Source organism: Candidatus Abyssobacteria bacterium SURF_5 (assembly GCA_003598085.1).
In the GTDB taxonomy this organism is placed as follows: domain Bacteria; phylum Abyssobacteria; class SURF-5; order SURF-5; family SURF-5; genus SURF-5.
In genome coordinates this window covers 50936-73024 of the sequence record QZKU01000042.1, presented here as the reverse complement: position 1 = coordinate 73024, position 22089 = coordinate 50936, and the positions used below count along the sequence as shown (strand labels likewise).

Sequence of the window (22089 nt, the reverse complement as noted above, 5' to 3'; positions counted from 1 at the left end):
ATGGTTGAATTGGCCGACGACAAGTATGCAAAATACGAGAAGTATCGCCCGTTGGTCGAATCGATAGAGCTGTTCGACGGCATCGAATTCAAGAACTGTATCAAAATCATGGCGATGGCCCTGCAATCGAAGATCATGACCGGCGATGTGATCTTCCGCAAAGGCGACGCCGGCCGCGAAATGTACGTCGTTCTGAAGGGCCGGGTTCAGATCGTCGATGAGGACGTACGAGGAGATCGCACTCTGGCTGTGCTCGGCGAGGGTGAGACATTCGGAGAAATGGCGTTCTTCGAAAGAAAAGAGCGGTCCGCTAAAGCCGTGGCCATGGATAACTGCATCTTGCTGGCGCTCGATGAAGACCGCATTCAGCGGCTGCTCACCAAATCGGTGGCCGTCCGCCTTTTGTTCAACCTCTCGCGCATGCTGTCGCGGCGCCTGCGCGACACCAATCTTTTGCTTGCCCGCGCGAAGGAACACTAGTATGGAAGCGGCTGCTGCACGGGCGGCTGTTCAACGCGACAAGAGAAAAGCTCATGTGGAGGAATAGCAAATGCTCGGTTTCGTGGGACGCTTTCTGATCAATCTCCTGCTTCTCGCATTCGTCGCCTGGCTGTTTCCCGGCATCGAAATCGCCGGTATCCTGGCCCTCCTGTTCGCAGGAATCGTCTTCGGATTGCTCAATTCGTTCGTCAGGCCGCTCCTCATCCTCATTACCCTTCCCATTTCCATTGTGACGATCGGATTGTTCGTCTTCGTCATTAACGGCTTCCTGTTCTGGCTGACGGCACGAGTGGTGATCGGATTCTCCGTCTCCAGCATCTGGACGGCGATTGGAGGAGCCTTCATCTACAGCATCTCCAGTCTGGTCGTGAGCCTGTTCCTGAGCGATACCGGGCGGATCGAAATCATCCAGTTCAGAAAATAAGCTCGCGGCCCGTTTCCACTTGCCTGCCGCCGAAGCGTGCAACCGCTCACCCTTGAGCGAGACCAAACATGCTTCATGTCTCGCTTCTGTGTCAGATCTGTCTCACTGTCGTTCCCATGGTTTCTGAGTCTCACGGACTTGGAAGCCTGTGCCACTGAAGACCTTAAGAAACTATATGGCCCTGTGTTCAATTAGTGGATATCTGCAACTTATCTCTCTGCAGGCAGGATGCCTGCGCTACGCCGGATATCGCCGCTGCCCTTTATTATCGGGCCGAATTCATTCGGTTGGTCTCCGCGCCTGCAAGGATTTTCGCCAGAAAATACTTTCAATTCCTTTCACCATTTGAATACTTCCCACGTTGGTTGATTTTTTTACAATGGATGATTTATAATTATCCATTCAACCCCAGTTGCTCCAATCCGATCAGAATGCATAGAGGAGAATGTTCATGGTGAAACTTGGCGGGGTTATCAGGAAGGCTCGAATGAAGAAAGGCTTCACGCTTGACGACGTGGCCTCGCGATGCGGATACTCCAAAGCCTTGATATCACGGATCGAGAACGATAACGTGTTTCCCTCAATCGAGTCGCTGTCGAAGATAGCCGGCGTCCTTGACTTTCCGCTCTACGACATTTTTGCGTCAATACCCTACGAGGAACCGGTCGTTCTGCGCAAGAACGAGCGCCAGAAGTTTCACGTGAGTGAAGGAGAGTTCGACCTCGAGTTTCTCGTTCCCAACCCGCGCAACGTGACGATGCTGCCTGTCTTTTACAGCGGCGACCCTATGGCGCACTCGACGGCGCGAATGGGCGAACACATCGGCCAGGAATGGGCTTTCGTGCTGAGCGGGAAAGTCGAAGTGACAGTCGGCGATAGAAAATACGTCCTCAAGGAAGGCGACTCCCTCTTTTTTAATTCAGCCGTTCCCCACAAATACGTGAACTTCGGAACCGAATTTGCATGCGGCGTCTGTATTACTATCCCCCCGAGCTATTGAGGGATTTCCCTTCGCTCGCGCAGTGTTATCATTCCTTCAGAGCAAGAGAGGAAGTGTCATATCACCTCCGGGAGATCGATGAGACTCCCGCCTACAAAATGGGCTCATCCTTTATCCCAGCCGGTACACGCTGACGTCCTGGAAATTCTGAACGAGGACATACTCCTCCACCGAGCACTTGAACAAAGTACATCCTTCCTTATCAAGGAATTCACGCAGATCGGGATGTTTCCGGAGAAAAGCCGACCGCAGAACCTCATCTTCCGTCCCGGTGACGGGTACGGCCTTCCCAACAGCGGTCACCGCAAAATGGGTGCGGGATCTCTCCGGATTTCGATTATCGATAAGCAAGGCGACAGAAGGATTATGCGACATGTTGCGATATTTGCGCGTGTCGCGGTCGGTGGCAAATAGAAGGCGCCTGAGGTCTTCCGTTGCTGCGAAAGCCATCAGGCTCGTATACGGCCCGTTTTCGCCCTGCGTCGCCAGAACGGCCAGGCGCTGGGTCTGAAAGAGATTTTTTAGAAGCCGCCTCATCTGCTTCTCATCCATGTCTTCTCCACTCCTTCCCTCAACGTCTTTCGCAAGAAAGCTCGTAGGATCGTTGTCAACTGGATTAGAGCATGATCAAATTTCCCCCTTTGGGTAAGGGGGACTAAGGGGGATTTCGGCTTTGGAGATATCCATCACACGTGAATCCCCCCTCCCCTCTTTCAAGAAGTGGGAGGAAGAGAGTGATGGCTCTGAGAACAAGCCCTGTAGAGCACCGGAGTCCCCGCAAAATCATAGCCTTCCAGGTACGCCCGTTTCTCCATTTCCCGCAGTTCCCGGACGAATGCATGCTTTGCGATATCGCTGCGTGGCGACTTGATATCTCCTGCCGCCGGATTAAAGTGCTTGCGGTAATGCGCATAATGCTTGAGCATGATCGAGCCGATTCGGGCGTGGGTAGACGGTTTGCGCAGCAGCATCAGGACCTCGCTCTTCCACTGATCCGCAAACGGCTGAGAGAACTTTGAAGGCATCGCGGCAAGGCGCCGCCCGATTTCCGCCGACTCCTTCGGGGCGACCTCCTGGCACATGAATTTTAAAAGATGCCAGATGTCGTAAATGTGTTTCTTCGAGTCGATCTCCTGATGTTTCAACCACACGAATGAATGAAGGCGCCGCCGCCAATCCCACCATTTCACCGGACTCTCAAGGTCGATCGCCGGTATCAGAAAATATCCATCTTTCAGGAGCAGCGAACCGAAGGCGCCGGGCGGTTGGCCAAGCCGGCGATCCCTGAGCGTCGTCCGATACACGCCGCACGAGGGGCTGCCTTCCATGAAGACAAAGGCCGCGACCTGAGCCTGCCTGAGAGTATCGAGCGACTTCAGATAGCCCTCCTTTACGAGCGTGGTCACATCTTCACCCGCTCGATTCTTCATTTTGGCGGCGCCCGACCAGAACTCGTGCCCATTGCCGCCCGAAAGGCGCACGGGCGGCCGCGGAACGCCGAGACCGGCGTTGACCTCGGGGCACACCGGCGTCCAGATGAAATCGCTCTTCTCCCTGCCCAGCAGGAGCGGGCGATCCCAGCCCCGGTGATTCCAGCGAACAGTCGCCCCGAAATTGCACGCACTGATGCCAATCTTGATTCTGTCGGTGATGATTTGGGCCATGAGGGTCTTCTTGATTTTGATTATGCGGCGCTCTCGCCTGATCTGAGGGAGGCGGCAGACGCACTCGTTCCGGAACGTCAGTAAATCAATTTTGCTTCTTCAGCGCCAATCCCGCAAGCTGGTCGGCCCGCTTGTTCTGCTCGCGGGGAATGTGGCGGATGCCGAATCTGTGGAATGTGCGCCGGAGCGCTTGTGCCTCGCTGACGAGGGGAAGGAGCGACTTGCTCTTGATGCCATATTCGCCCTTCATTTGCCGGACCACGAGTTCGCTATCGGACAGGCACTTGACCTCGGTCGCCCCGAGCCGCCTCGCCTCTTCGAGCGCGCGGATAAGGGCGGTATATTCAGCGTAATTGTTGGTGGCCTTCCCAATGGCCTCGCTGACCTCGCTGAGCGTTTCGCCGTTTTGATTTTTAACGACAATTCCGATCGCGGCCGGGCCGGGGTTGCCGCGCGAGGCGCCATCGAAAAAGACCGTCACTTTCTCGTGACGTTCACGCGAATCCGGCTTCTTCGGTCCGGCGGCTGGCTTTGTTTTTGGCCGCTCCGACCTCAGAAACCTTCTCTCTTCCAGCTTTGCCTGCCGGATCGAAGCGAGGAATTTGCCGTACTCGACTGAAGCCGCAAGCGCATCGATCGCGCGCGTAAAACTGGAATAAACAGGAATCTGCTTTGCTTCAAGTTGTTGGAAAAGGGCTTCATGATTGTTCTTATAACCGATCGAGCAGAAAGCCACCGGCTTGCCCGGGTACTCTTCCTGCATCTCTTTGATGAACTCGAACGAGTAGCCCATTCCGGCAAACGGAGTCCATGTGACGATGAGGCATACCTGCGTGTCCGGGTTCGAGAGCGCACAGCGAACGGTCTTTTTGAACGCGGGCATGAAGCCGACCGTTTCCGTCAGCGGCTCGATATCAAATGGATGCCGAACGGTCGCCCACAAAGGATATTCTTTCTGGATTTCGGCCAGTATCTCATTGGAGAAATGCGCGAGCTGGAATCCCGCCTTCATGGCGGCGTCCGTCGACATGACCGCCGCTCCACCCGACAACGAAACGATTGCCAGCCGGTTTCCCTTCGCCACCGGCTGATACGCAAGCATCTTGGCGTAGTCGATGAGTTTCTGAAAGCAATCGACGCGGATAATGCCGGCCTGCTTGAAAGCAGCCGATGTGATCGCGTCGTTTCCGGCCATCGAACCTGTATGCGACATCGCAGCGCGAGCGCCCTCGCCGGTCTCGCCTGATTTCAGCGCGAATACTGGCTTCTTCAATGCCGCCGCGCGTGCGGCATCCATGAAGCGCCTGCCGTCCTTGATCGCCTCGATGTACATCATTATCGCCTTGGTGTGCTCATCGTCCGCGAGATATTCGAGAGCGTCGGCGTCGTCGACGTCGCATTTGTTGCCCAGTCCGATCACGCGGCTGATTCCGAAACATTCGGATGACAGAATCCATTCCAGTAGCATTCCAGCAAACATGCCCGTCTGCGCGATGAAGGCAACCGGTCCCGCCTTTACCTCCTGCAGCGGAACGAACGTGGTGGTGAAGCGATCGATCGGGTTCAGAATCCCGGTGGTGTTGGGACCGATGACGCGAATGCCCGCCACCTGCGCAACATCGAGCAACTCCTGCTGGCGGCGCTCGCCCTCCTCGCCGGCTTCGGTAAATCCGGAGGAAATTATTACAACTCCTTTGACGCCTTTGGCTGCGCAGTCGCGCATTGCTTCCAGCGCGCCCGACGCCGGTATCGCAAAAATGGCGAGATCGACCGGTTCGGGTATCTCTATCACCGAGCGATACGTGGTAAGCCCTGCGATCGGCTCGGCTTTCTGATTGACCGGAAAAATCTTGCCTTCATATCCGATATTGAACAGGTTCGCCATGATGATGCTGCCGAACTTCATCGGATTCGTCGAAGCGCCGATGATAGCAACGCTTTTTGGGGTGAGGAAAATATCCATTATTGCCTTTCAGTTTCGAATATCACTTTAACGCTATCCTGTATGGGGTGTGTTCGAGATGCTATAATCCACATCATTCGGCGGGACCGCTTGGAACTGCGCTTGCCGATGCAATCTTTCTTCGGAGTTCGGCAAATAAATCTTGGGGCTATTTCTTTGTCACTTCGATCGTGCCTGCGTCCGCATCAAGCTTGATCCAGTCGCCGTTCTTGATGACCTTGAACGGGTCTTTATCGAGATCGGTCATCATCGGGATGTCGGCAATCGCGCATCCGAGCACACAGAGCGAATCGAGTTCCGTATTGATGATGGCCGCGGGTGCGACTCCGAGCCGGGCTGCGATATTGATGTAGGCCGACGTGCCTGAAGAGCCTTTCGTGAATCGGAAAATGAAGACTTTTCCGGCAAAGCTTTTGCCCTCGAACTTGCTGCCGACTTCATGAACGACGCCGCGCGTGGGGTCCGTTCCGCCCCAGAACGAGACACGCTCATCCGCGATCAGAGCCTCGCCCTCCGCCTGCCCGCCGACCACCTTCCTGCCTTTTATTGTCAATGTTTTCGCCATTGCGCTTTATCCCCTTCTTTCCGGCTTGCTGAAGATCAGCTCCTTCTTCCTTTTATCGCCGCCTCGACACAATCGCGCGTATTCGCGAAATGCACCTGCGCCCCGATCTGCCCCGGCGCATAATATGCCTGCTTTACCGAATTCGTCATGTACCTCTTGTTGCGCGCCATCTCGATCTGACTGATGCACGGGCAGGTATCGGCCATGATCTTGCCGCCGGCATCGGAAATCATTTTGTCATACCCAAGCTTCTCGGCGTATGCGCGGATCGATTCGGTCGTACAGACCCAGAACTGCGTGTTCGGAGAAACTTTCCGCCCATCAAGCAGGTGAGCCGCCTCGACGATCTCCGTCAACGTAGCATGCGGGCACCCGAGCATCACGATGTCCACCTCGGGCGAGGGACAATTATTCAGCCGCTTGTAAATTCGCTTCTTCTCTTTGTTGGTGAATTTGTGCCGGCTCTTCGGCTTGCGGCCCTGAAAAGCGGCCTCGACCGTCGGCGCTTCGGGAGTGATTCCGGCTATATGAAACATGCCGACGCCGCCTTCGGTCGCAAGCGCGGCGCACAGTTCCTTCGCTTCCTCGAGCGCGGGCACACGGCAGTTTTTGAAGACGGGAACTCCGAGCCCCGCCTGTTCTCCTCCAAAGTAGCCGAGCGTGCCCCAGTCGGACAGATTTTCCAGGTCGGCTTCGACCTCAATCAGAATCGTGCCGCGACGGTTCTTGGTGATGTGGTTGCCGAAATACGGGATGAAGCCGGTGACAGCCGCCGGCATCGTCGATTCCGCGCCCTCGCGATTAGTTCTCGCGCCGAGGATGCCGTTCGCATAGCTGATCGCGGCCGATTCCATCCACGCGCAGGTCTGCCCCTTCAGCGGAGCGTTGCCCATGATCTCCGGCGCGCACGTCCAGGTAAGCTGGATGCCCGCCTGCGCGGCGATCGGAACGAGCGAAGCCTGCAGCTCATAGCGTGATTCCTCGATGCCGAACTCGCGCCATTTCCTGAAATCGAGGAAGCCGACGTGGGTCGTCGTCGGCACCTTTACGCGGTGCTGGCCGAACATCTTCAGCAGGCCTACCACCTGCTCGGCGTCTCCGCCCATCGGTATTGTGAATACGGTGTGCACGTTCTGAACGGGAATCAGCTTCTCCGCGCTCATTGCCTCACCGTATTTCACCAAGTAATTCATCGCCATCGCGATGATCGGCCCCTGCTCGCCCTCGAGCATCGCCCGCTGTTGTTTGGTCAATTTCATCGGCGTCTCCTGTGATCTGTGAATGGGCTGGCCCCACGGCTTTAAGATTTGGGCTTCGAAAACTCTCCTATTTTCGGCCTCATCAACTCGATCGTCTCGCCGTCGAAGCCCTTGAAGAAAACGACCTCATAAATCCCCAGGTCCTGCGGCTTCGAATAAAACTCGATCCCCTTCTCCCTCAGCTTTCGGCAGATTTCTTCGAGTTCATCAACTACGAACGCAACATGCATGTACCCGAGGTCGCACTGGCGCCGCTCAATTTTCTTGCCCTTCGGCTCGTAGAACTGGAACAACTCGATCCGACAGTTGTTCAGCCGCATCATGCAGATGCGCTCCTTCACGCCCGGCAGACTGATCACGGTGCCGAACTCCGGAATGTTTTCGATCGTGGCATCCCACTGGATCTCAAATCCTAAAATGTCGCGGTACAACTCGAGCGACCGGTCAATGTCGGTCACGCTCAAGCCGGTATGATGGACTTCTTTTAACATGTTGATTCTCCGGTCCTTTCCACGTACATGAAATTGGCTCTCTGGCACGGGCATCATAAAACGTGCGGAACCAATTGTCAAGCATCACATAAGCGGGCGTCGCGCCTCCAGTCGCGCCCCTCGCCACAAAAGGATTGACAACCGGCATCCCGCCAGATAGAATTCCCCTGTCATTGCAAACATGCAGCCCCCCATTCCTCTCCCCAAAATTACATCTGTCACAGTCGCAGCATCCAGGAATGGGGAATACCACCACATTCGAAGGAGACCGATCATGTTCACCTATATCAAATACGCCGAACGCCTCGAACGAATTCGCGAGGCGCTGAAACAAAAGAAAATCGACTGCCTCGTGGGGACGCGGCTGAAAACCATCACGCATGTCTCCGGCGCGTTCGTTCCCTGGCGCAGCGTCGCCATTATTCCCGCTGACAGCGAGCCGCGCCTGATCACGCTGATGCTCGATGCGGAGCGCGTCAAAGACGATTCATGGCTTAATGTAGTTATCCCATATGGACCGTCACAGGGGGCCGGTTTCGTCGAATCAATCGTCACGCAGATATCCGACCTTGGCCTCGAGCGCGGCACAATCGGCATCGAGAGCGGCTCGAGTTCGTATCTTCCCGAAGGCTACATCACCCTTGCCGAATACGAGGAACTCCGCTACCGGCTGCCCAATGCAAAACTGGTGAATGCGGCCGACGTCTTCGATCAGCTCACGCTCATTAAGGAAGACGAAGAAGTCAAGCTGATGCGCCAGGCAAGCGCCATCTGCGACACCGCCCATGAGGCCGTGCTGCGTGAACTGCGCGCCGGCATGACCGAAAAACAGGTCGCCGGCATCGCCGAGAAAGCGGCGCGCGATGCAGGCAGCGAATTCGCCTGGACGTTCACCGGCGGAATGGAGATCGCCTCCGGCTACCGCACCGCCTACGCGATGGGAGGGTGCACTCCTGCGACCGACAAGATCATTCAATGCGGCGACGCTGTCCTTCTCGATATTCATGCCATGTACGGGCTGATGCTCGGCGACGTCTCACACAATGTCTTCGTCGGCAGGCCCACCACAAAACAGAAGGAAATAGCCGCCGCTTACGTCGAGACGTGCCACACGCTGATCGACGCCATGCAGCCCGGCATCACGCTCGGCGAGGTCGCACAAAAGGTCACTTCGTTCGTGGCGAAGAACAACTGGGACGACATCGTGCTGCCCGGCTACGGCCACGGCATCGGCCACTTCGGACACGAATGGTACCCGTGCGTCGTCGAATACCCGCAGGAGGGCAACACGGAGCCGGAGTTCGAACTGAAACCCAATTACATCCAGATGATTGCAATCGTCGCGAACCGGCCGGGTGTCGCCGGATTCAGATTGGAGAGACCGCTTCTGATCACGCAGAACGGGAATGAGCTGCTTTCGGCGATGCCGATCGAACCAGCCATTCTCGATCAGGACTGCCTCTGCGAGAAGTGATCCTGTATCCAAGCTCTTATATATCTGGCCAAATCTCGCGCTGCTTTTCTCCCGCCGTGTATCCCTGTCTTCGGTCGCTTCCCTCTTTTGCGTCCGTGCCCGTCCGTGTGTCCGTGTTCGTCCCTGTGTCTGTGTCGCCTGTCCCCCCCTCGCCCGCCTCTTTCTCTCCGTCTGCCCTGTCTTCGGTCGCTTCCCGTTTTTGTGTCCGTGCCGTCCGTGTCAGTCCGTGCTCGTCCGTGTGTCCGTGTGTCCGTGTCCACACCAACTACCCCGTCTCAATCCTGCTGCCGCGCCTGCTCGGCTTTGATCAAATAAAGTCTGACGTCGTTTTTCAACCACGTCAGAATCCCTTCAGCAGCATGTTCGGCGGCTTCATCAACTGTAAGCCCCGCCCGCGATGCTGTTCCAATCAATTGGCCGGTCTGGCTGTCCGTCAGGCGCAAGTGCATGCGAAGTCTATTTGATCTTTGGTCAAGGCTGAGCGTCCCGCCGACATGGTATCGTACGTCTCTACCAGAAATGTGCGCCGCCTCCCACACGATCCGAGGGCGTCCCGATTCCTCGTCAAGAATAAACGCCTCGAAAAGTTCGTCATCGGAAATCACAGTCGAGACAATTGTCTGAAGCTCCGTTCCTAGCTCCTCCAGGGAAAATAAATCAGAGCTTCCAGCACCGTCACCTGAAATGGTTTCCATCTCTTGCGTGGGGGCAGACAGTCTCTGCGGGCCCTCCTCGAGATAAGCCAGCGCCGCTCGATTTGCCGCCATCGCTCCGATCGCTACCGGAAGAGGCCCCGCCGGCCACGTGTCTTCGGCAGGAATGGTATAAATATCTTGGCCATCTTTCACCGATTCCTGATAAAGCGGAACCAGTCCGACTAGGGCGCACGACTGCAAAAAAAATAAGCAAATTACCGCCCCCAACCAGGTCGCATATGTCATTCTTCGTGTTCCCATCATTTTCCTTCAAGTTATCTGCAAAATGATGCTGCCGCGACCGGCTGTCGTCAAGAGGAAAGGAGAGTTGTCAAAGATTGACTAAACCCTATTTGGATGGTATAATTTCACCAATGGGTCAACGAAGCCTAAATCCTCTCGCTTTTACCACCGCATTGCCGAATCAACTAGATCCGGCGCTGAATCCGGTGCGCCCGGCAAAAACCGGAGTGAATAACTCGACTGCCGGGCTAGGGGCGGAAGATACTGTTCGCGGCTCGCGCGGCGATCAGGCGCAGGTAAACACCTTGGATTCAGCCGTCGGCGGTCTGCAAACAGAAGACACCAAGATAGACGGCGAGCGAACTCCTCTGCTTAACGCTGATCTTCAGCAGCAAACGGGCCAAAGAGCCTTGGGGCGGCGCCTGGACTTGTTCGGCTGATCCTGTTTTCCGTCGCGTTTTCCCGGCTATCCTTATCCCAACTTTTACTCCCGCAGCATTTTACCTGTAAGCTCCAGAAAAACATCTTCGAGAGAAGGGCTGCGAAACTGCATGTCCCTGATATCCAACCCCTTCTGTTGAGAGAGATTCAGCAGTTCGATGAGGCACTCCTTGACATCAGCCGTATAAAGCACCACATTGCCGTTGGCCATACTTACGGCCCCAACTTTGTGCAACTGGGAAAAAATTTCCCCGCTCACACCTGGTTCCACAGTGAACTGGATGACATGCTCCTTATTCAACCCGGCCACAAGTTCTCGCGGCGCATCGATTGCAATTATTTTCCCGTTATCGATGATTGCAACTTCGTCACTGAGTTTTTCGGCTTCATCCATATAATGCGTAGTAAAGAAAATGGTCTTACCCCGATCCTTGATGGACTCGATCAGGCGCCATACCTCATGCCGCGCCTGCGGATCCAACCCGGCCGTGGGCTCATCAAGAAAAACAATTTCGGGATCATTAACCAGTGCGAGCGCAAGCGCCAAGCGCTGCTGCTGCCCCCCCGAAAGCGCCGTTACGAACTGGTCCTCTTTCGTCCTGAGCGAGACAGCCTCGAGCACTTGTTCAGCCGGAACCGGATGCGCATAAAAAGAACGGAATAGATCAACAATTTCCTTTACCTTCAAACGTTCAAAAAGGCCGGTGGTCTGCAGTTGGACCCCGATCAACTGCTTGACCCGGTCGATCTCCTGCGGAATCTGCATCCCCAACAAGCGGATTTCGCCCGAATCCGGTTCTTTCAGGCCCTCGATCATTTCCATCGTTGTCGTTTTACCGGCGCCGTTCGGGCCAACCAGACAAAAGATGGTTCCGCGTTGGATCGAAAAAGAGATGCCGTCTACGGCACAAATATTGCCATAAAACTTGCGAAGGTTTTCGACGGTAAGTGCGTATTCGGACATAGAACGTCTCGTTTTCATGGGTTCTTTGCTTGCGGCGCCTATTGTAGCATTTCCTCTAAAGCCGAACAATGGGAATTTTTTTCCTTGCAATTAGATATGTCATAAACGCGAAATTTGACGAAAACGCTGAAAATCGTTACAATTTTAAGTGAATATTGATAAATGACTTCACTCATGTGCGGAAGCAGCCGAAGGCGGCATGAAGGAAGAAGCAGGATGATGAAGCATCTGAGAAAATTTAATGTGGTTCTCCTGGCGCTGACCGTTATTTTTCCACTTGGCGCTTCCGTTTTTGCGGAAATGTCGGAGCCGGAAGCCGTATCCGCTGAGGATCGGTTTATGTTCGTCGACGAGGTCAAGCCCGGCATGAAAGGATACGGCCTGACCGTCTTCTCCGGCACCACCATCGAACGGTTCGATGTGGAAATACTCAGCGTCGTCTACAACGTTTCCCCGCGCAGCGACCTCATCCTTGCGCGCATCTCCGGCGGACCGATCGCGGTCTCCGGCGTAATCGCGGGAATGAGCGGCAGCCCCGTCTATATCGACGGCCGCATCATCGGAGCGCTTGCATATTCCTGGCCCTTCTCAAAAGAGGCAATCGCCGGCATCACGCCGATTCGAGAGATGCTCGACATTTTCAAGTTCGAACGTGCCGGCGAACAGAAAACAATAACAAGGACCGGCGCTTCCGGCCAAAAAGGATGGGCCGAGACAGCCAATTATAAAGTCGCACTTCCGGTAATCAATAGCGAATATGCGACCATGAAACCCATCATGACCCCGATGGTTTTTTCCGGCTTCTCGCCGGAAGCTATTGAATTCTTCAAACCCCAACTTGAAGGCTATGGCGTCGTCCCCGTGATCGGAGGTTCGTTCGCCGAGCATCTTTCAGGTCTCGAAGTCCCCTTCGAAGAAGGATCGGCTATCGGCGTTCAACTCGTGCGCGGCGATTTGTCCGCCTCGGCTATCGGAACCGTCACGCTCAACGATAACGGGAAAATACTCGCCTTCGGGCATCCTTTCATGCTGTCGGGACCGATAGATCTGCCAATGACAACCGCATACGTGCACACGGTGCTGTCCAGCATGGTTGTATCCTCCAAGATGAGCACTGCCCTTAAGTCAGTCGGCGCACTGGTCCAGGATCGCAGCACCGGCATTGCCGGCATTCTCGGCGGATCCCCAAGCATGGTGCCCGTCGAGTTGCGGGTTCATGTGCAAGGCGAGCCGCCGCAAGAATATCATTTTGAGGTGGCGCGCAATCGGCAACTGCTCGCGCCGCTGGTGGGAATGGCCTTGAGCGGCTCGTTCACGAGCGCCTACAACAATTTCGGCAAATTCGCCGCCTCCATCCATTACGATATCGAGATGGATAAGTATCCTACCGTCAGCAATGACGACTTCGTCTCCGGCCTCGGCGGCCTGCCTATGCTGGCCTCGCTGGGACTTTTCCGGGACCTGAGCAGTCTGCTCAATAACGAGTTCGAGGAACTGACCCTCAAGAAGGTGTCCATTAACGTCGACGTGAAGGAAGCGGTCGATACCGCTCAGATCACCGGCGTTCGTATTTGGAAGAACACGCTGGAGCCGGGTGAAACAATCGACCTCAAGATCATCATGCAGCCATACATGAAAGCGAACTTGGAGCAGGATGTCAGTCTGAAGATACCGGACAACTTCCCCGAGGGACAGGCGTTCTTGCAGATATCGGCCGCCTCTCAAACGGCTGCTTTTGAAAGCATGCGCAATCCATACTCGCTCAGGCCAACCAGTATCGAGCATCTTCTTGAGCTCATCAATGAGCCCTATCCCGGCAATCGGATCGATATCCGCCTGCTCATTACCGATCCGGGAGTGGTCATCAACGGAGAAGAAATGGCGGCGCTGCCTTCATCCATCTTCTCCGTGCTTTCCCAAACCATCGGGAAGGAACCGATCGGGATAACCCGCTCGAGCATCCTTCTCGAAGAGCATGTGACCACCGATTATGAAATCTCCGGCTTTGTGACTGTGCCAATCACCGTCACTCGAAAAGCCTCATAAATGACTGACCGTTTCAGGTAAGGAGGAAGCAATTGAGAGGGCGAACCGTTCTTGGAGCAGTTGTCTTTTTTCTCATGATCACCTCAGCCGTCAGCGCGTCGGCCGTCACCAGTTCCCTTTGGGAGCAGAATACAAAAAACTCATTCGACGCCGGTGAGCCGGATGGCGTTTCCATCATCGCGCCGGGCAGAATCCTGCTTGCCCCAAAAGCACAAACGGCTCACCTGAACGCGCGCTATGCGTGGACGCTCGCCGAAGATTCCGCAGGGCGCCTCTATGCAGGAAGTGGCAGCGATGGCAGAATCTTTTTTATCAGTCCCAATGGAACGCCAGAGCCCTTCGCACAACTGAAATTGCAGCAAATATTTGCCCTGCTTGCGGGAAAAAACGGGACCCTGTACGCCGGTGGATTCCCCGGTGGGAAAATCTATACGATTAATCCCAAAGGAGAAGTCGCTGAACACTACGACACCGGCCAGGCCGCTGTCTGGGCGCTCTGGGAAACACAAGATGGAACTTTGATGGCCGGAACCGGCGATGACGGGAAATTATTCGCAATCAGTCCCGACAGAAAGGGCCGCATCCTGTACGACTCCCGTGAGCGCCGTCTGCTCTCGCTCATAGGCGACGATCGCGGAAATGTCTTTGCGGGAACCGATCAGAATGGGATCATTTATCGATTCGATAGAAAGGGGAAACCGGCGGTCTTCCATGATACGGAACTTGAAGAAGTCACCGCAATGACACTGGATGCCCAGGGAAACCTCTATGCGGTTTCATCGCCGGGCGACCTTTTCGTAAAGGTCTCACCTCCCCAAAATGCGCCAGCCGATATGTCTTCCGCACAAGCCCTTGGCCAAATCGATTTGTCCGGGAATGGGCACGGTGGCAATAACGGCCAGCCGACCGCCCCGCTTCCCGGAATCCCGGCAGTTCCGACTCCGAAAAAAAGAAGCTGCATAATCTATAAGATAGACGAAAACGGCGCCGCCTCAAAATTTTGGGTTTCGCCCGACCGGCTGATTTTTTCACTGGCGTTCGCGGGAGAACATCTGCTGGCAGGTTCGGGCGACGAAGGTACAATATATATAGTCTCACCCGGCGGAGAGGCCGGAACTTTTTTTAAGGCCGACCAAAAACAGGTATTGGCGCTGCGTCAAAAAAAGGACGGCTCGATAGCGGCCGGTCTGGGAAATGATGCGGCGGTAATTCAATTCAGCGGGGTTTATGCCGCGAAAGGAACTTTTTTCTCAAAAGTCCATGACGCAACAGCGGTATCGACATGGGGACGAGTATTCTGGGAAGCCGATACCCCCCGCGGGACCGGAATCCTTTTCTCAACCCGGAGCGGAAATAGCCAGGTCCCGGATGACACCTGGAGCGCATGGGGGCCCGATGGAGGAACGAGAGAGAGTTTCGTATCTCCGTCGCCGGCCGCACGCTACATCCAGTGGCGCGCAATTCTGCAAACGTCGGACCCAAACGAATCACCGGAGCTGCGCAAGGTGACAGTGGCATATATCCAGAATAACCTCCCGCCCAAAATCCACTCGATTTCTGTGGGCGGCAAAGCCCCAAATAACAATGACGCCGCCCCGAATGATCTGGCCGCCGCCATGAAGGCAATGCCCCCGGCAATGCCGCCATCTGCCGGCCAGGCCGAAAATAAGCCCGCATCAAACAATGAAGAGATCGTTAACGGTCCGAGCGCGAAAAATGCGAAAATCCGCATTCAATGGCAAGCTCAAGATCAGAATAATGACAAACTGAGATATGGCCTGTTCTTCAGAGGGGACGGCGAGCAGAAATGGAAGCCGCTGAAAAAAGACATCAACGAGAGCTTGTACGATTGGGATACTGAAACCGTTCCCGATGGCGAGTATCAGGTGAAAGTTGTCGCCTCAGATCAACCGGCCAATCCGGAAACTCTCGCCTTGGAGGACGAACGAATGAGTGACTTTTTCACCATCGATAATACCTCCCCTCAAGTTGAAGGATTGACCGCCGGCAAAGTGAAGGCTACAAGACGCTACCGCGTCTCCGCCAGTATCTCAGATCGTATCAGCCCCCTCAATGCTGTCCATTACAGCATCGATGCGGGTGAATGGCGGCCGGTCTTCCCCGAAGACGGAATTTTCGATTCCTCGGAAGAAACGGTTGTCTTTCAAACGGATGAACTCGAAGAGGGAGAGCACACGGTGGTCTTGAAAGCTGTCGATTACTACGGCAATATCGGCGCAGGCAAAATCACTTTCATCGCACAATGACAGCAAGAACAAGCAAAGAGCGAGGCAGAATCCTGGTCGTGGACGACGACCTGATTAACGCCGAGCTCTTGCAAACCAAGCTTGCCGCCAGCGGATATGATGTCGCAGTCGCCCATACCGCCGAAAAAGCCTTTAGCGAAGACAGGCGATTCCAGCCTCACCTGATCCTGCTGGACGTGGTGATGCCGGAGATGAGCGGGTTCGAATTGTGCAGACAGATCATGAAAATCCACGAGAACAAATACGTGCCCATCATCCTGGTCACCTCAATGGACGATCTCAGGAGTAAAGTGAAGGGACTCGAAAGCGGCGCCTACGATTACGTGACCAAGCCCTTCGATTCACAGGAGCTTCTGGCTCGCGTCCGCTCCGCCATGCGAACCAAGACGCTGTATGATGAGCTCAGCGCCACCCGCGAGAAACTCACTGAAGCCGAAAAACTCGCCGCGCTCGGCGAGATGGCTATCATGCTTCACCACGAAATCAACAACCCGCTTCAGGCCGTCGTCCTTTCCGCCGAAAATATGCAAAGCGACCTCCAGGAGGGTGTTCCATTATCCGGGGAAGATATCGAGATCATTCTCAAGAGCTGCAGCAGGATTCAGGAAGTGCTCCAGCGCATTACCCGCCTGAAGCGCGTGCGCTCAGCTCCGTATGTCGGACAAATGGGAATGCTTGATCTGGGCAAATCAACGGATGAGGAGAAATCTGAATAGACACTTATCGACATCACCGTCATAATTTCCTGCCGGACCGCTTGAGCAGTAGCGAATTTGTCACCACCGATACCGATGAGAGCGCCATCGCCAAACCCGCCCAGCGCGGCTCCAGAAAACCAAGAGCCGCAATCGGAATGCCTATCGTATTGTAAATCATCGCCCAGAACAGATTCTGCTTCACCTTTCGCAACGTGAGCCGGCCCAACCTGATTGCTCGAACCACATCCATCAGGTCGCTCTTCACCAGCACGACGTCGCCCGTCTCCTTGGCGATGTCCGTGCCCGATCCAATCGCGATTCCGATGTCCGCTTGCGCAAGCGCCGGAGCATCATTGATGCCGTCACCAACCATGCCGACCCGCTGATTATTCGATTGGAACTTCCTGATCGCCTCTATTTTTTCCCCCGGCATCACTTCCGCCTCAACCTCTCCTATTCCGAGATCGCGCGCAATAGCGTCGGCCGCCCTTCTGTTGTCACCGGTGATCATGCACGTCTTCAAGCCGAGCCGGCGCAGTTCGTCAAGCGCGCGGGCGGCATTTTGTTTCGGCGCATCGGCGAGAGCCACAAGGCCCCTGAGCTTGCTTCCCGAAGCCACATATACTATCGTCTTGCCGTCCGCCATCAGATCGGCCGCCGCCTCCTCTCCCCGGCCCATCTCAACGGAATATTGGCGCAGCAGCTTCAGGTTTCCTACAATTAACTCGGCATCGGCTCCATTATTCAGCCTGCAAATAATCCCTTTCCCGCCGGCTTCTTCACACGCCGACGGCTCCTCGATATGCAGGCCAAGTCTCTTTGCCTCTTCGGCTACGGCGCGGGCCAGCGGATGCGACGACTTGCTCTCCGCCACCGCCGCCAGCTCCAGCAACCCCTTCTCATCGAGCGATCCATCGAGCGCAACGACATCAGTCACACGAGGCGCGCCTTCGGTGAGCGTGCCGGTCTTATCGAAAACGATCGTCTGCAGCCGCGAGATGTTTTCCAGCACCGACGCCCGCTTGAAGAGGATGCCGCGATTGAGCCCGATTCCGCTTCCGACCATGATGGCCGTCGGTGTAGCGAGGCCAAGCGCACACGGACACGCGATAACCAGAACGGCTATTGCCGCCGATAGCGCGAAAATGAAAACGCTGCCTCCCCCGATTGCCGCCGGCGAGCCGAAGCTAAGCCACAAAATGAACGTCGCAGCCGCCGTCACCACGACTGCCGGCACAAAATAGTTCGAAACAACGTCCGCGAACCGCTGGATCGGCGCCTTGTCGCTCTGGGCCTCCTCCACCATCCGTACGATCTGCGAAAGAACCGAATCCCTGCCGACGCGCGTCGCCCGAATCGTGAGAAGACCTGTCCGATTGATCGTCGCTCCGATCACTTCGTTGCCCGGTTCCTTGTCCACCGGAACCGACTCGCCGCTGATCATGGATTCATCAATGCTGGAACTTCCCTCCACAATCACGCCGTCCACCGGAATTTTCTCGCCCGCCCGCACCACAACGACGTCATCGATCGTAACCTCGGACGCTGAGACTTCGCGCTCCGTCCCGTTCACCAGAAGACGAGCACGCTCCGCCTGAAGCTCGAGCAGTTTCCTCAGCGCCCGGCTCGCCCGCCCCTTGGCGCGAGCCTCAAGCATTTTGCCGAACCGGATGAAAACGATCAGTAAGGCGGATGTCTCATAAAATAGATGCGCCGAAGGCATATACGAGGGGAAAAAGGTTACCGCCGCACTGTAGAGGTACGCCGCGCTGATTCCGAGGGCGACAAGTACGTCCATATTGGCGAATCTGTTCTTCAATGAATGATAGGCGCCCGAATAGAAAGTCAATCCGGCAGTGAATTGGAGCAGCGTCGTGAAAACAAATAATACATACGGCTCAGCCGTCCCGAAAACATTCACGTACATCGAGGAAACTATTGGAATCGATAGGATAATGCTGTACAACAGCCAGTACAGATCGCGCTTGTCTTCCGGCTCCTCCTCGAGCTCCTCTTCAGGCGTATAGCCAAGATCGCGAACGACCCTGAAAATTTGCGATTTATCGATCTGAGATGAGTCAAATTCCACCGTCGCCCGCTCGGCCGCAAAATTCACCGACACCGATCTGATGCCGGCAGTCTGGCGGAGCCTGCTCTCGATCGTGCCCGCGCAGCTCGAACAGTGCATCCCGGACGGGCGGAATATGAGCGTCTCCGCCTCGCCGTCCCTCAGCGCCGCCCCGTAGCCGAGCGATTCCACTTTCTTCTTAACGGCTTCGGCATCGACGGCGCCATCGGCATATTCTACCGTCAGCGTCTCCGCTACCAGATTGACCGAAGCGGAAACAACGCCTTCGACCGCCTGCACTCCTCGTTCTATCGTGCGCGCGCAATTGGCGCACGTCATGCCCGATATCTTGAATCGGCTCCTTCGCGCAGGCGAATCTCGTGAAGCAATCGAATCGCCTCCAGACCCGGTCTCGTCCGACTCCCCTGAATCCTCGTCTGTTTCATAACCGGCCTCGATGATCGCCCGACGAATGGCGCCCGGATCGGTTTTCTTCTCGTCGTATCGAACATCCGCCGATCGCCGCTCGAGCGAAACGTCCGCACTCTCCACACCCGCAACATTCTTCAAAGCTTTCGTGACTGTCTGAACACAGTGGTTGCACGTCATGCCATTGACTGCAAATGTCTTCGCTCGCATCTCTATCTCTCCTCCATGTCGCCCTCTGCAACTATGGCCGTTATCGTTGGCGTTATCTTGCCCCGCCTGGCGAGCCAGTCCGCCGAAACGCGAGAAACCAGCACGCCGACTCCCAATCCGGCTACCGCTCCAAGACCGGCCCACGTGTCGCTGCGCTCCTCCCCCGGCAGATAGTACCCAAGCACAACGCCAATAAACATGGCGATAATGGGCACTATGTACGCGAGAAAAGAGGCGCCGATCAACCCGCCGCTCGACAACTCGATGCGAACCCGCTGATCAACCGATACCCCGAGCGGATCCCGGGCCTCAATGATCCTGGCGCCGCCTGTTCCGTGCACACAACTTGAGGCAACTTTACAGCTCGAGCAAATGCAGCTTTGCTGGACCTCCACGTGCGCGTGGCCGGGGCGCGTATCAATGACTTTCCCAACTTCGGCTTCCATAGCTTACCTTTCTGCAATCTACATCTTAAGACGAAACAGCAGCTTGATTATCTCCTCAAGTTTGGCGTCCTGCTCGCGCTCTGAACCCGAGCGGACGGCATCCCCAACACAGTGCTGAAGATGCTTCTTGAGGATGTTCGCCTCGACAACCTTTACGGCCGCTTCAATTGCCTGGAGCTGATACAGTATATCAATGCAGTAACGCTCCTCTTCGATCATCCGCTGTATCCCCCGTATCTGCCCCTCGATTCTCTTCAGGCGCGCAACTTGTTCTCTGTGAGTGGTGGCCACCTCAGCCATTTACGTTCTCCTGAATTTCGTTTTCCGAATACTCCCATTGCTTTAATTATACCATACCCCCCTTAGGTATGCAAGCCGGCAAGGCCTGTCCGGGCGAAGGGGGCTGGCTCCAATCACGGAATTCGCGTTGCTGGAGCGCAGCGACAGCCACGCGCCTCGCGTGGTCCCCGAAACTCGCCGGATTTCTCACCCCCTCTTTTTCCGTTCATGTAAATATTTCAAAATGCCCTGAATTACTTGATAATTCGGCCTCTTTTCCTATATACTCCATAGGAACTAATCCCGCTGGAGGAAAGAATCTCAATGAAGCCAAAAGAAGTGCCCCGTGAGCAGTTGCGCTTGACCCGCTGCCGCGAGGCGTGTCCAGCCGGAATCGATGTGCCGCGGTATATCCGCCGCATCCGCGAGGGCAAGTTCGACGAAGCGCTGGCGGTAATCCGCGAGCGCATCCCCTTTCCATCCGTGTGCGGCCATGCATGCTTCAGCCCCTGCGAAGCCGGATGCGCGAACCGGCAGTTCGGCGACCCGATCGCCATCCGGGCGCTCAAGCGGGCAGCCGCCGAAAAAGGCGGAGACCTTTGGCGCAGGAACCTCAAACTGGCACCCAAAACCGGAAAACGAGTGGCGGTCGTCGGATCTGGCCCGAGCGGACTGACGGCGGCATATTATCTCGCGACGCTCGGCCACGCCGTGACCGTTCTCGAAGCGCTCGAGGAACCCGGTGGAATGCTGCGCTTCGGCATTCCGAAATACCGGCTTCCCCGCGAAGTTCTGGACGCCGAAATCGAGCAGATCAGGCAGATAGGCGTTGTGATAGAGACGCGCCGGCCGGTCGAGTCGGTCGATCAACTCTTTCAACAGGGATTTGATGCAGTCTATCTGGCTTGCGGAGCACAAAAAGGAGCCGCGCTCGGTATCCCGGGAGATGACTTGCCAGGCGTCATCGACGGCATCTCCTTCCTCAGAAAAGTGAATCGGGCACAGAAGCTTGCGCTGAATGGCACGGTTGCGGTGATCGGAGGTGGAAATACCGCTGTAGACGCCGCCCGTTGCGCAGTCCGCCTCGGCGCCCGCGAAATTTTTGTCGTTTACCGCAGATCGCAAGCCGAAATGACTGCATACCAGGAAGAAGTTACAAGCGCAGTCTTCGAGGGTGTCACTTTTCTCTTTCTTGCCGCCCCCGTTCGCGTCGAACCAAAAAGCTCGCGGCTGGAGTTGTCCATGCTCCGAATGGAATTGGGAAAGAAGGACGCCGGCGGGCGGCCTGCTCCCATTCCTGTCCCTAACAGCGAATTCAGGATGACCGTTGACACCGTGATCGCAGCGGTCGGTCAAACCCCCGATCTCGCCGAATCTATCGGAGTAAAAGCCGGGCGCGACACGAAACGAATTGCAGTCGATCCGGATACCTTGTCCACCGGTACGAACGGACTATTCGCCGGAGGCGATCTGGTGAGCGGGCCGGCATCCATTATCGAGGCGATCGCCCACGGAAGAAAAGCGGCATCATCAATTGATAAATTCCTCGGGGGACCCGGCCAGATTGATCAGCCGCTCGCGCCGGTCGAGGAGAGCGTCGTTCTGGAAGATGGCGCAGCACAGCAAGAACGCATTTCGATTCCCTGCATTCCCTTGAGCGACCACCCCAGCAGTTTCCGCCCAATCGAAATCGGGCTGACAAAACAAATGGCAATGAAAGAGGCGGCCCGTTGCAGAAACTGCGATGCCCGCCTTTATGAAGTTGAAGTGCATACGGAAGGATGCAAAGAATGCGGCTACTGCATCGAAGTCTGCGGCCTGAATGTGTTTGAAGCAGGACAAAAATTCAATAACCGCGGATACAGGCCGGTGTTTGCCTCGCGCAGCAAACAGTGCGTCGGGTGCATGGCGTGCTTTTACGCCTGCCCCGATTTTTCAATCGAAGTGGTCGAGAAAAAATGA

General features: G+C 55.7%; 21 protein-coding genes. 9 read left to right on the top strand and 12 right to left on the bottom strand.

All coding sequences use genetic code 11. The features are described from left to right. The 3 genes from C4520_05455 to C4520_05445 all read left to right on the top strand — a co-directional run bounded on the left by C4520_05455 (position 1) and on the right by C4520_05445 (position 1925). Positions 1-480 (top strand): hypothetical protein, encoded by a 480-nt coding sequence (locus tag C4520_05455; GenBank protein ID RJP23888.1) that lies wholly within the window; start codon positions 1-3, stop codon positions 478-480. 70 nt (positions 481-550) lie between these two features. Then, positions 551-925, top strand: coding sequence for a phage holin family protein (locus C4520_05450; protein RJP23887.1), 375 nt, complete (start codon positions 551-553; stop codon positions 923-925). Between the two features lie 445 nt (positions 926-1370). Beyond that, entirely contained in the window at positions 1371-1925 is a 555-nt protein-coding gene (locus tag C4520_05445; protein RJP23886.1) for a cupin domain-containing protein, read from the top strand. A 111-nt stretch (positions 1926-2036) separates the two neighbouring features. Here the strand turns inward: C4520_05445 and C4520_05440 are convergent, their stop codons facing one another. The 6 genes from C4520_05440 to C4520_05415 form a co-directional block, all read right to left on the bottom strand. Beyond that, the gene (locus C4520_05440; GenBank protein ID RJP23885.1) at positions 2037-2477 is read right to left on the bottom strand and encodes a pyridoxamine 5'-phosphate oxidase family protein; all 441 of its coding nucleotides are present in this window, start codon (positions 2475-2477) and stop codon (positions 2037-2039) included. Between the two features lie 161 nt (positions 2478-2638). After that, complete coding sequence (locus C4520_05435) at positions 2639-3589, bottom strand: DUF523 domain-containing protein (protein ID RJP23884.1); 951 nt, start codon at positions 3587-3589, stop codon at positions 2639-2641. An 85-nt stretch (positions 3590-3674) separates the two neighbouring features. Continuing rightward, positions 3675-5552 (bottom strand): reverse transcriptase-like protein, encoded by a 1878-nt coding sequence (locus C4520_05430; protein RJP23883.1) that lies wholly within the window; start codon positions 5550-5552, stop codon positions 3675-3677. A gap of 148 nt (positions 5553-5700) precedes the next feature. Then, on the bottom strand, positions 5701-6117 hold the full coding sequence (locus C4520_05425) for a DUF126 domain-containing protein (protein ID RJP23882.1): 417 nt from the start codon (positions 6115-6117) through the stop codon (positions 5701-5703). Positions 6118-6152: 35 nt separating this feature from the next. After that, positions 6153-7376 (bottom strand): DUF521 domain-containing protein, encoded by a 1224-nt coding sequence (locus C4520_05420; GenBank protein ID RJP23881.1) that lies wholly within the window; start codon positions 7374-7376, stop codon positions 6153-6155. Positions 7377-7417: 41 nt separating this feature from the next. Further along, positions 7418-7948: a VOC family protein gene (locus C4520_05415; GenBank protein RJP23880.1), complete on the bottom strand. Its 531-nt coding sequence runs from the start codon at positions 7946-7948 to the stop codon at positions 7418-7420. A 100-nt stretch (positions 7949-8048) separates the two neighbouring features. On the opposite strand from C4520_05415, the gene C4520_05410 reads away from it, so the two are divergent. Beyond that, positions 8049-9341: an aminopeptidase P family protein gene (locus C4520_05410; protein RJP23879.1), complete on the top strand. Its 1293-nt coding sequence runs from the start codon at positions 8049-8051 to the stop codon at positions 9339-9341. A 16-nt stretch (positions 9342-9357) separates the two neighbouring features. Here C4520_05410 and C4520_05405 read toward each other — a convergent pair whose 3' ends face one another. Both C4520_05405 and C4520_05400 read right to left on the bottom strand, forming a co-directional pair. Beyond that, the gene (locus C4520_05405; protein RJP23878.1) at positions 9358-9603 is read right to left on the bottom strand and encodes a hypothetical protein; all 246 of its coding nucleotides are present in this window, start codon (positions 9601-9603) and stop codon (positions 9358-9360) included. A 13-nt stretch (positions 9604-9616) separates the two neighbouring features. Beyond that, positions 9617-10282 carry a hypothetical protein gene (locus C4520_05400; protein RJP23877.1) on the bottom strand — a complete coding sequence of 222 codons (666 nt, stop codon included), beginning with the start codon at positions 10280-10282 and terminating at the stop codon, positions 9617-9619. Positions 10283-10374: 92 nt separating this feature from the next. On the opposite strand from C4520_05400, the gene C4520_05395 reads away from it, so the two are divergent. Continuing rightward, positions 10375-10719, top strand: coding sequence for a hypothetical protein (locus C4520_05395; GenBank protein RJP23876.1), 345 nt, complete (start codon positions 10375-10377; stop codon positions 10717-10719). 44 nt (positions 10720-10763) lie between these two features. Here C4520_05395 and C4520_05390 read toward each other — a convergent pair whose 3' ends face one another. Then, entirely contained in the window at positions 10764-11684 is a 921-nt protein-coding gene (locus C4520_05390; GenBank protein ID RJP23875.1) for an ABC transporter ATP-binding protein, read from the bottom strand. A gap of 162 nt (positions 11685-11846) precedes the next feature. Here C4520_05390 and C4520_05385 point away from each other — a divergent pair, with 162 nt between their 5' ends. Genes C4520_05385 through C4520_05375 form a run of 3 tightly spaced genes read left to right on the top strand, consistent with a single transcriptional unit; the run spans position 11847 to position 16713 of the window. Further along, the gene (locus C4520_05385) at positions 11847-13730 is read left to right on the top strand and encodes a hypothetical protein (GenBank protein ID RJP23874.1); all 1884 of its coding nucleotides are present in this window, start codon (positions 11847-11849) and stop codon (positions 13728-13730) included. 32 nt (positions 13731-13762) lie between these two features. Further along, the gene (locus C4520_05380) at positions 13763-15997 is read left to right on the top strand and encodes a hypothetical protein (protein RJP23873.1); all 2235 of its coding nucleotides are present in this window, start codon (positions 13763-13765) and stop codon (positions 15995-15997) included. Further along, positions 15994-16713 (top strand): response regulator, encoded by a 720-nt coding sequence (locus C4520_05375; GenBank protein RJP23872.1) that lies wholly within the window; start codon positions 15994-15996, stop codon positions 16711-16713. Before C4520_05380 ends, C4520_05375 begins: the two co-directional genes overlap by 4 nt. Before the next feature lie 19 nt (positions 16714-16732). Here the strand turns inward: C4520_05375 and C4520_05370 are convergent, their stop codons facing one another. Genes C4520_05370 through C4520_05360 form a run of 3 tightly spaced genes read right to left on the bottom strand, consistent with a single transcriptional unit; the run spans position 16733 to position 20139 of the window. Next, the gene (locus C4520_05370; protein ID RJP23871.1) at positions 16733-19402 is read right to left on the bottom strand and encodes a heavy metal translocating P-type ATPase; all 2670 of its coding nucleotides are present in this window, start codon (positions 19400-19402) and stop codon (positions 16733-16735) included. Positions 19403-19404: 2 nt separating this feature from the next. Next, positions 19405-19848: a hypothetical protein gene (locus C4520_05365; GenBank protein ID RJP23870.1), complete on the bottom strand. Its 444-nt coding sequence runs from the start codon at positions 19846-19848 to the stop codon at positions 19405-19407. A gap of 18 nt (positions 19849-19866) precedes the next feature. Next, complete coding sequence (locus tag C4520_05360; protein ID RJP23933.1) at positions 19867-20139, bottom strand: transcriptional regulator; 273 nt, start codon at positions 20137-20139, stop codon at positions 19867-19869. Positions 20140-20451: 312 nt separating this feature from the next. On the opposite strand from C4520_05360, the gene C4520_05355 reads away from it, so the two are divergent. Continuing rightward, positions 20452-22089 carry an FAD-dependent oxidoreductase gene (locus C4520_05355; GenBank protein ID RJP23869.1) on the top strand — a complete coding sequence of 546 codons (1638 nt, stop codon included), beginning with the start codon at positions 20452-20454 and terminating at the stop codon, positions 22087-22089.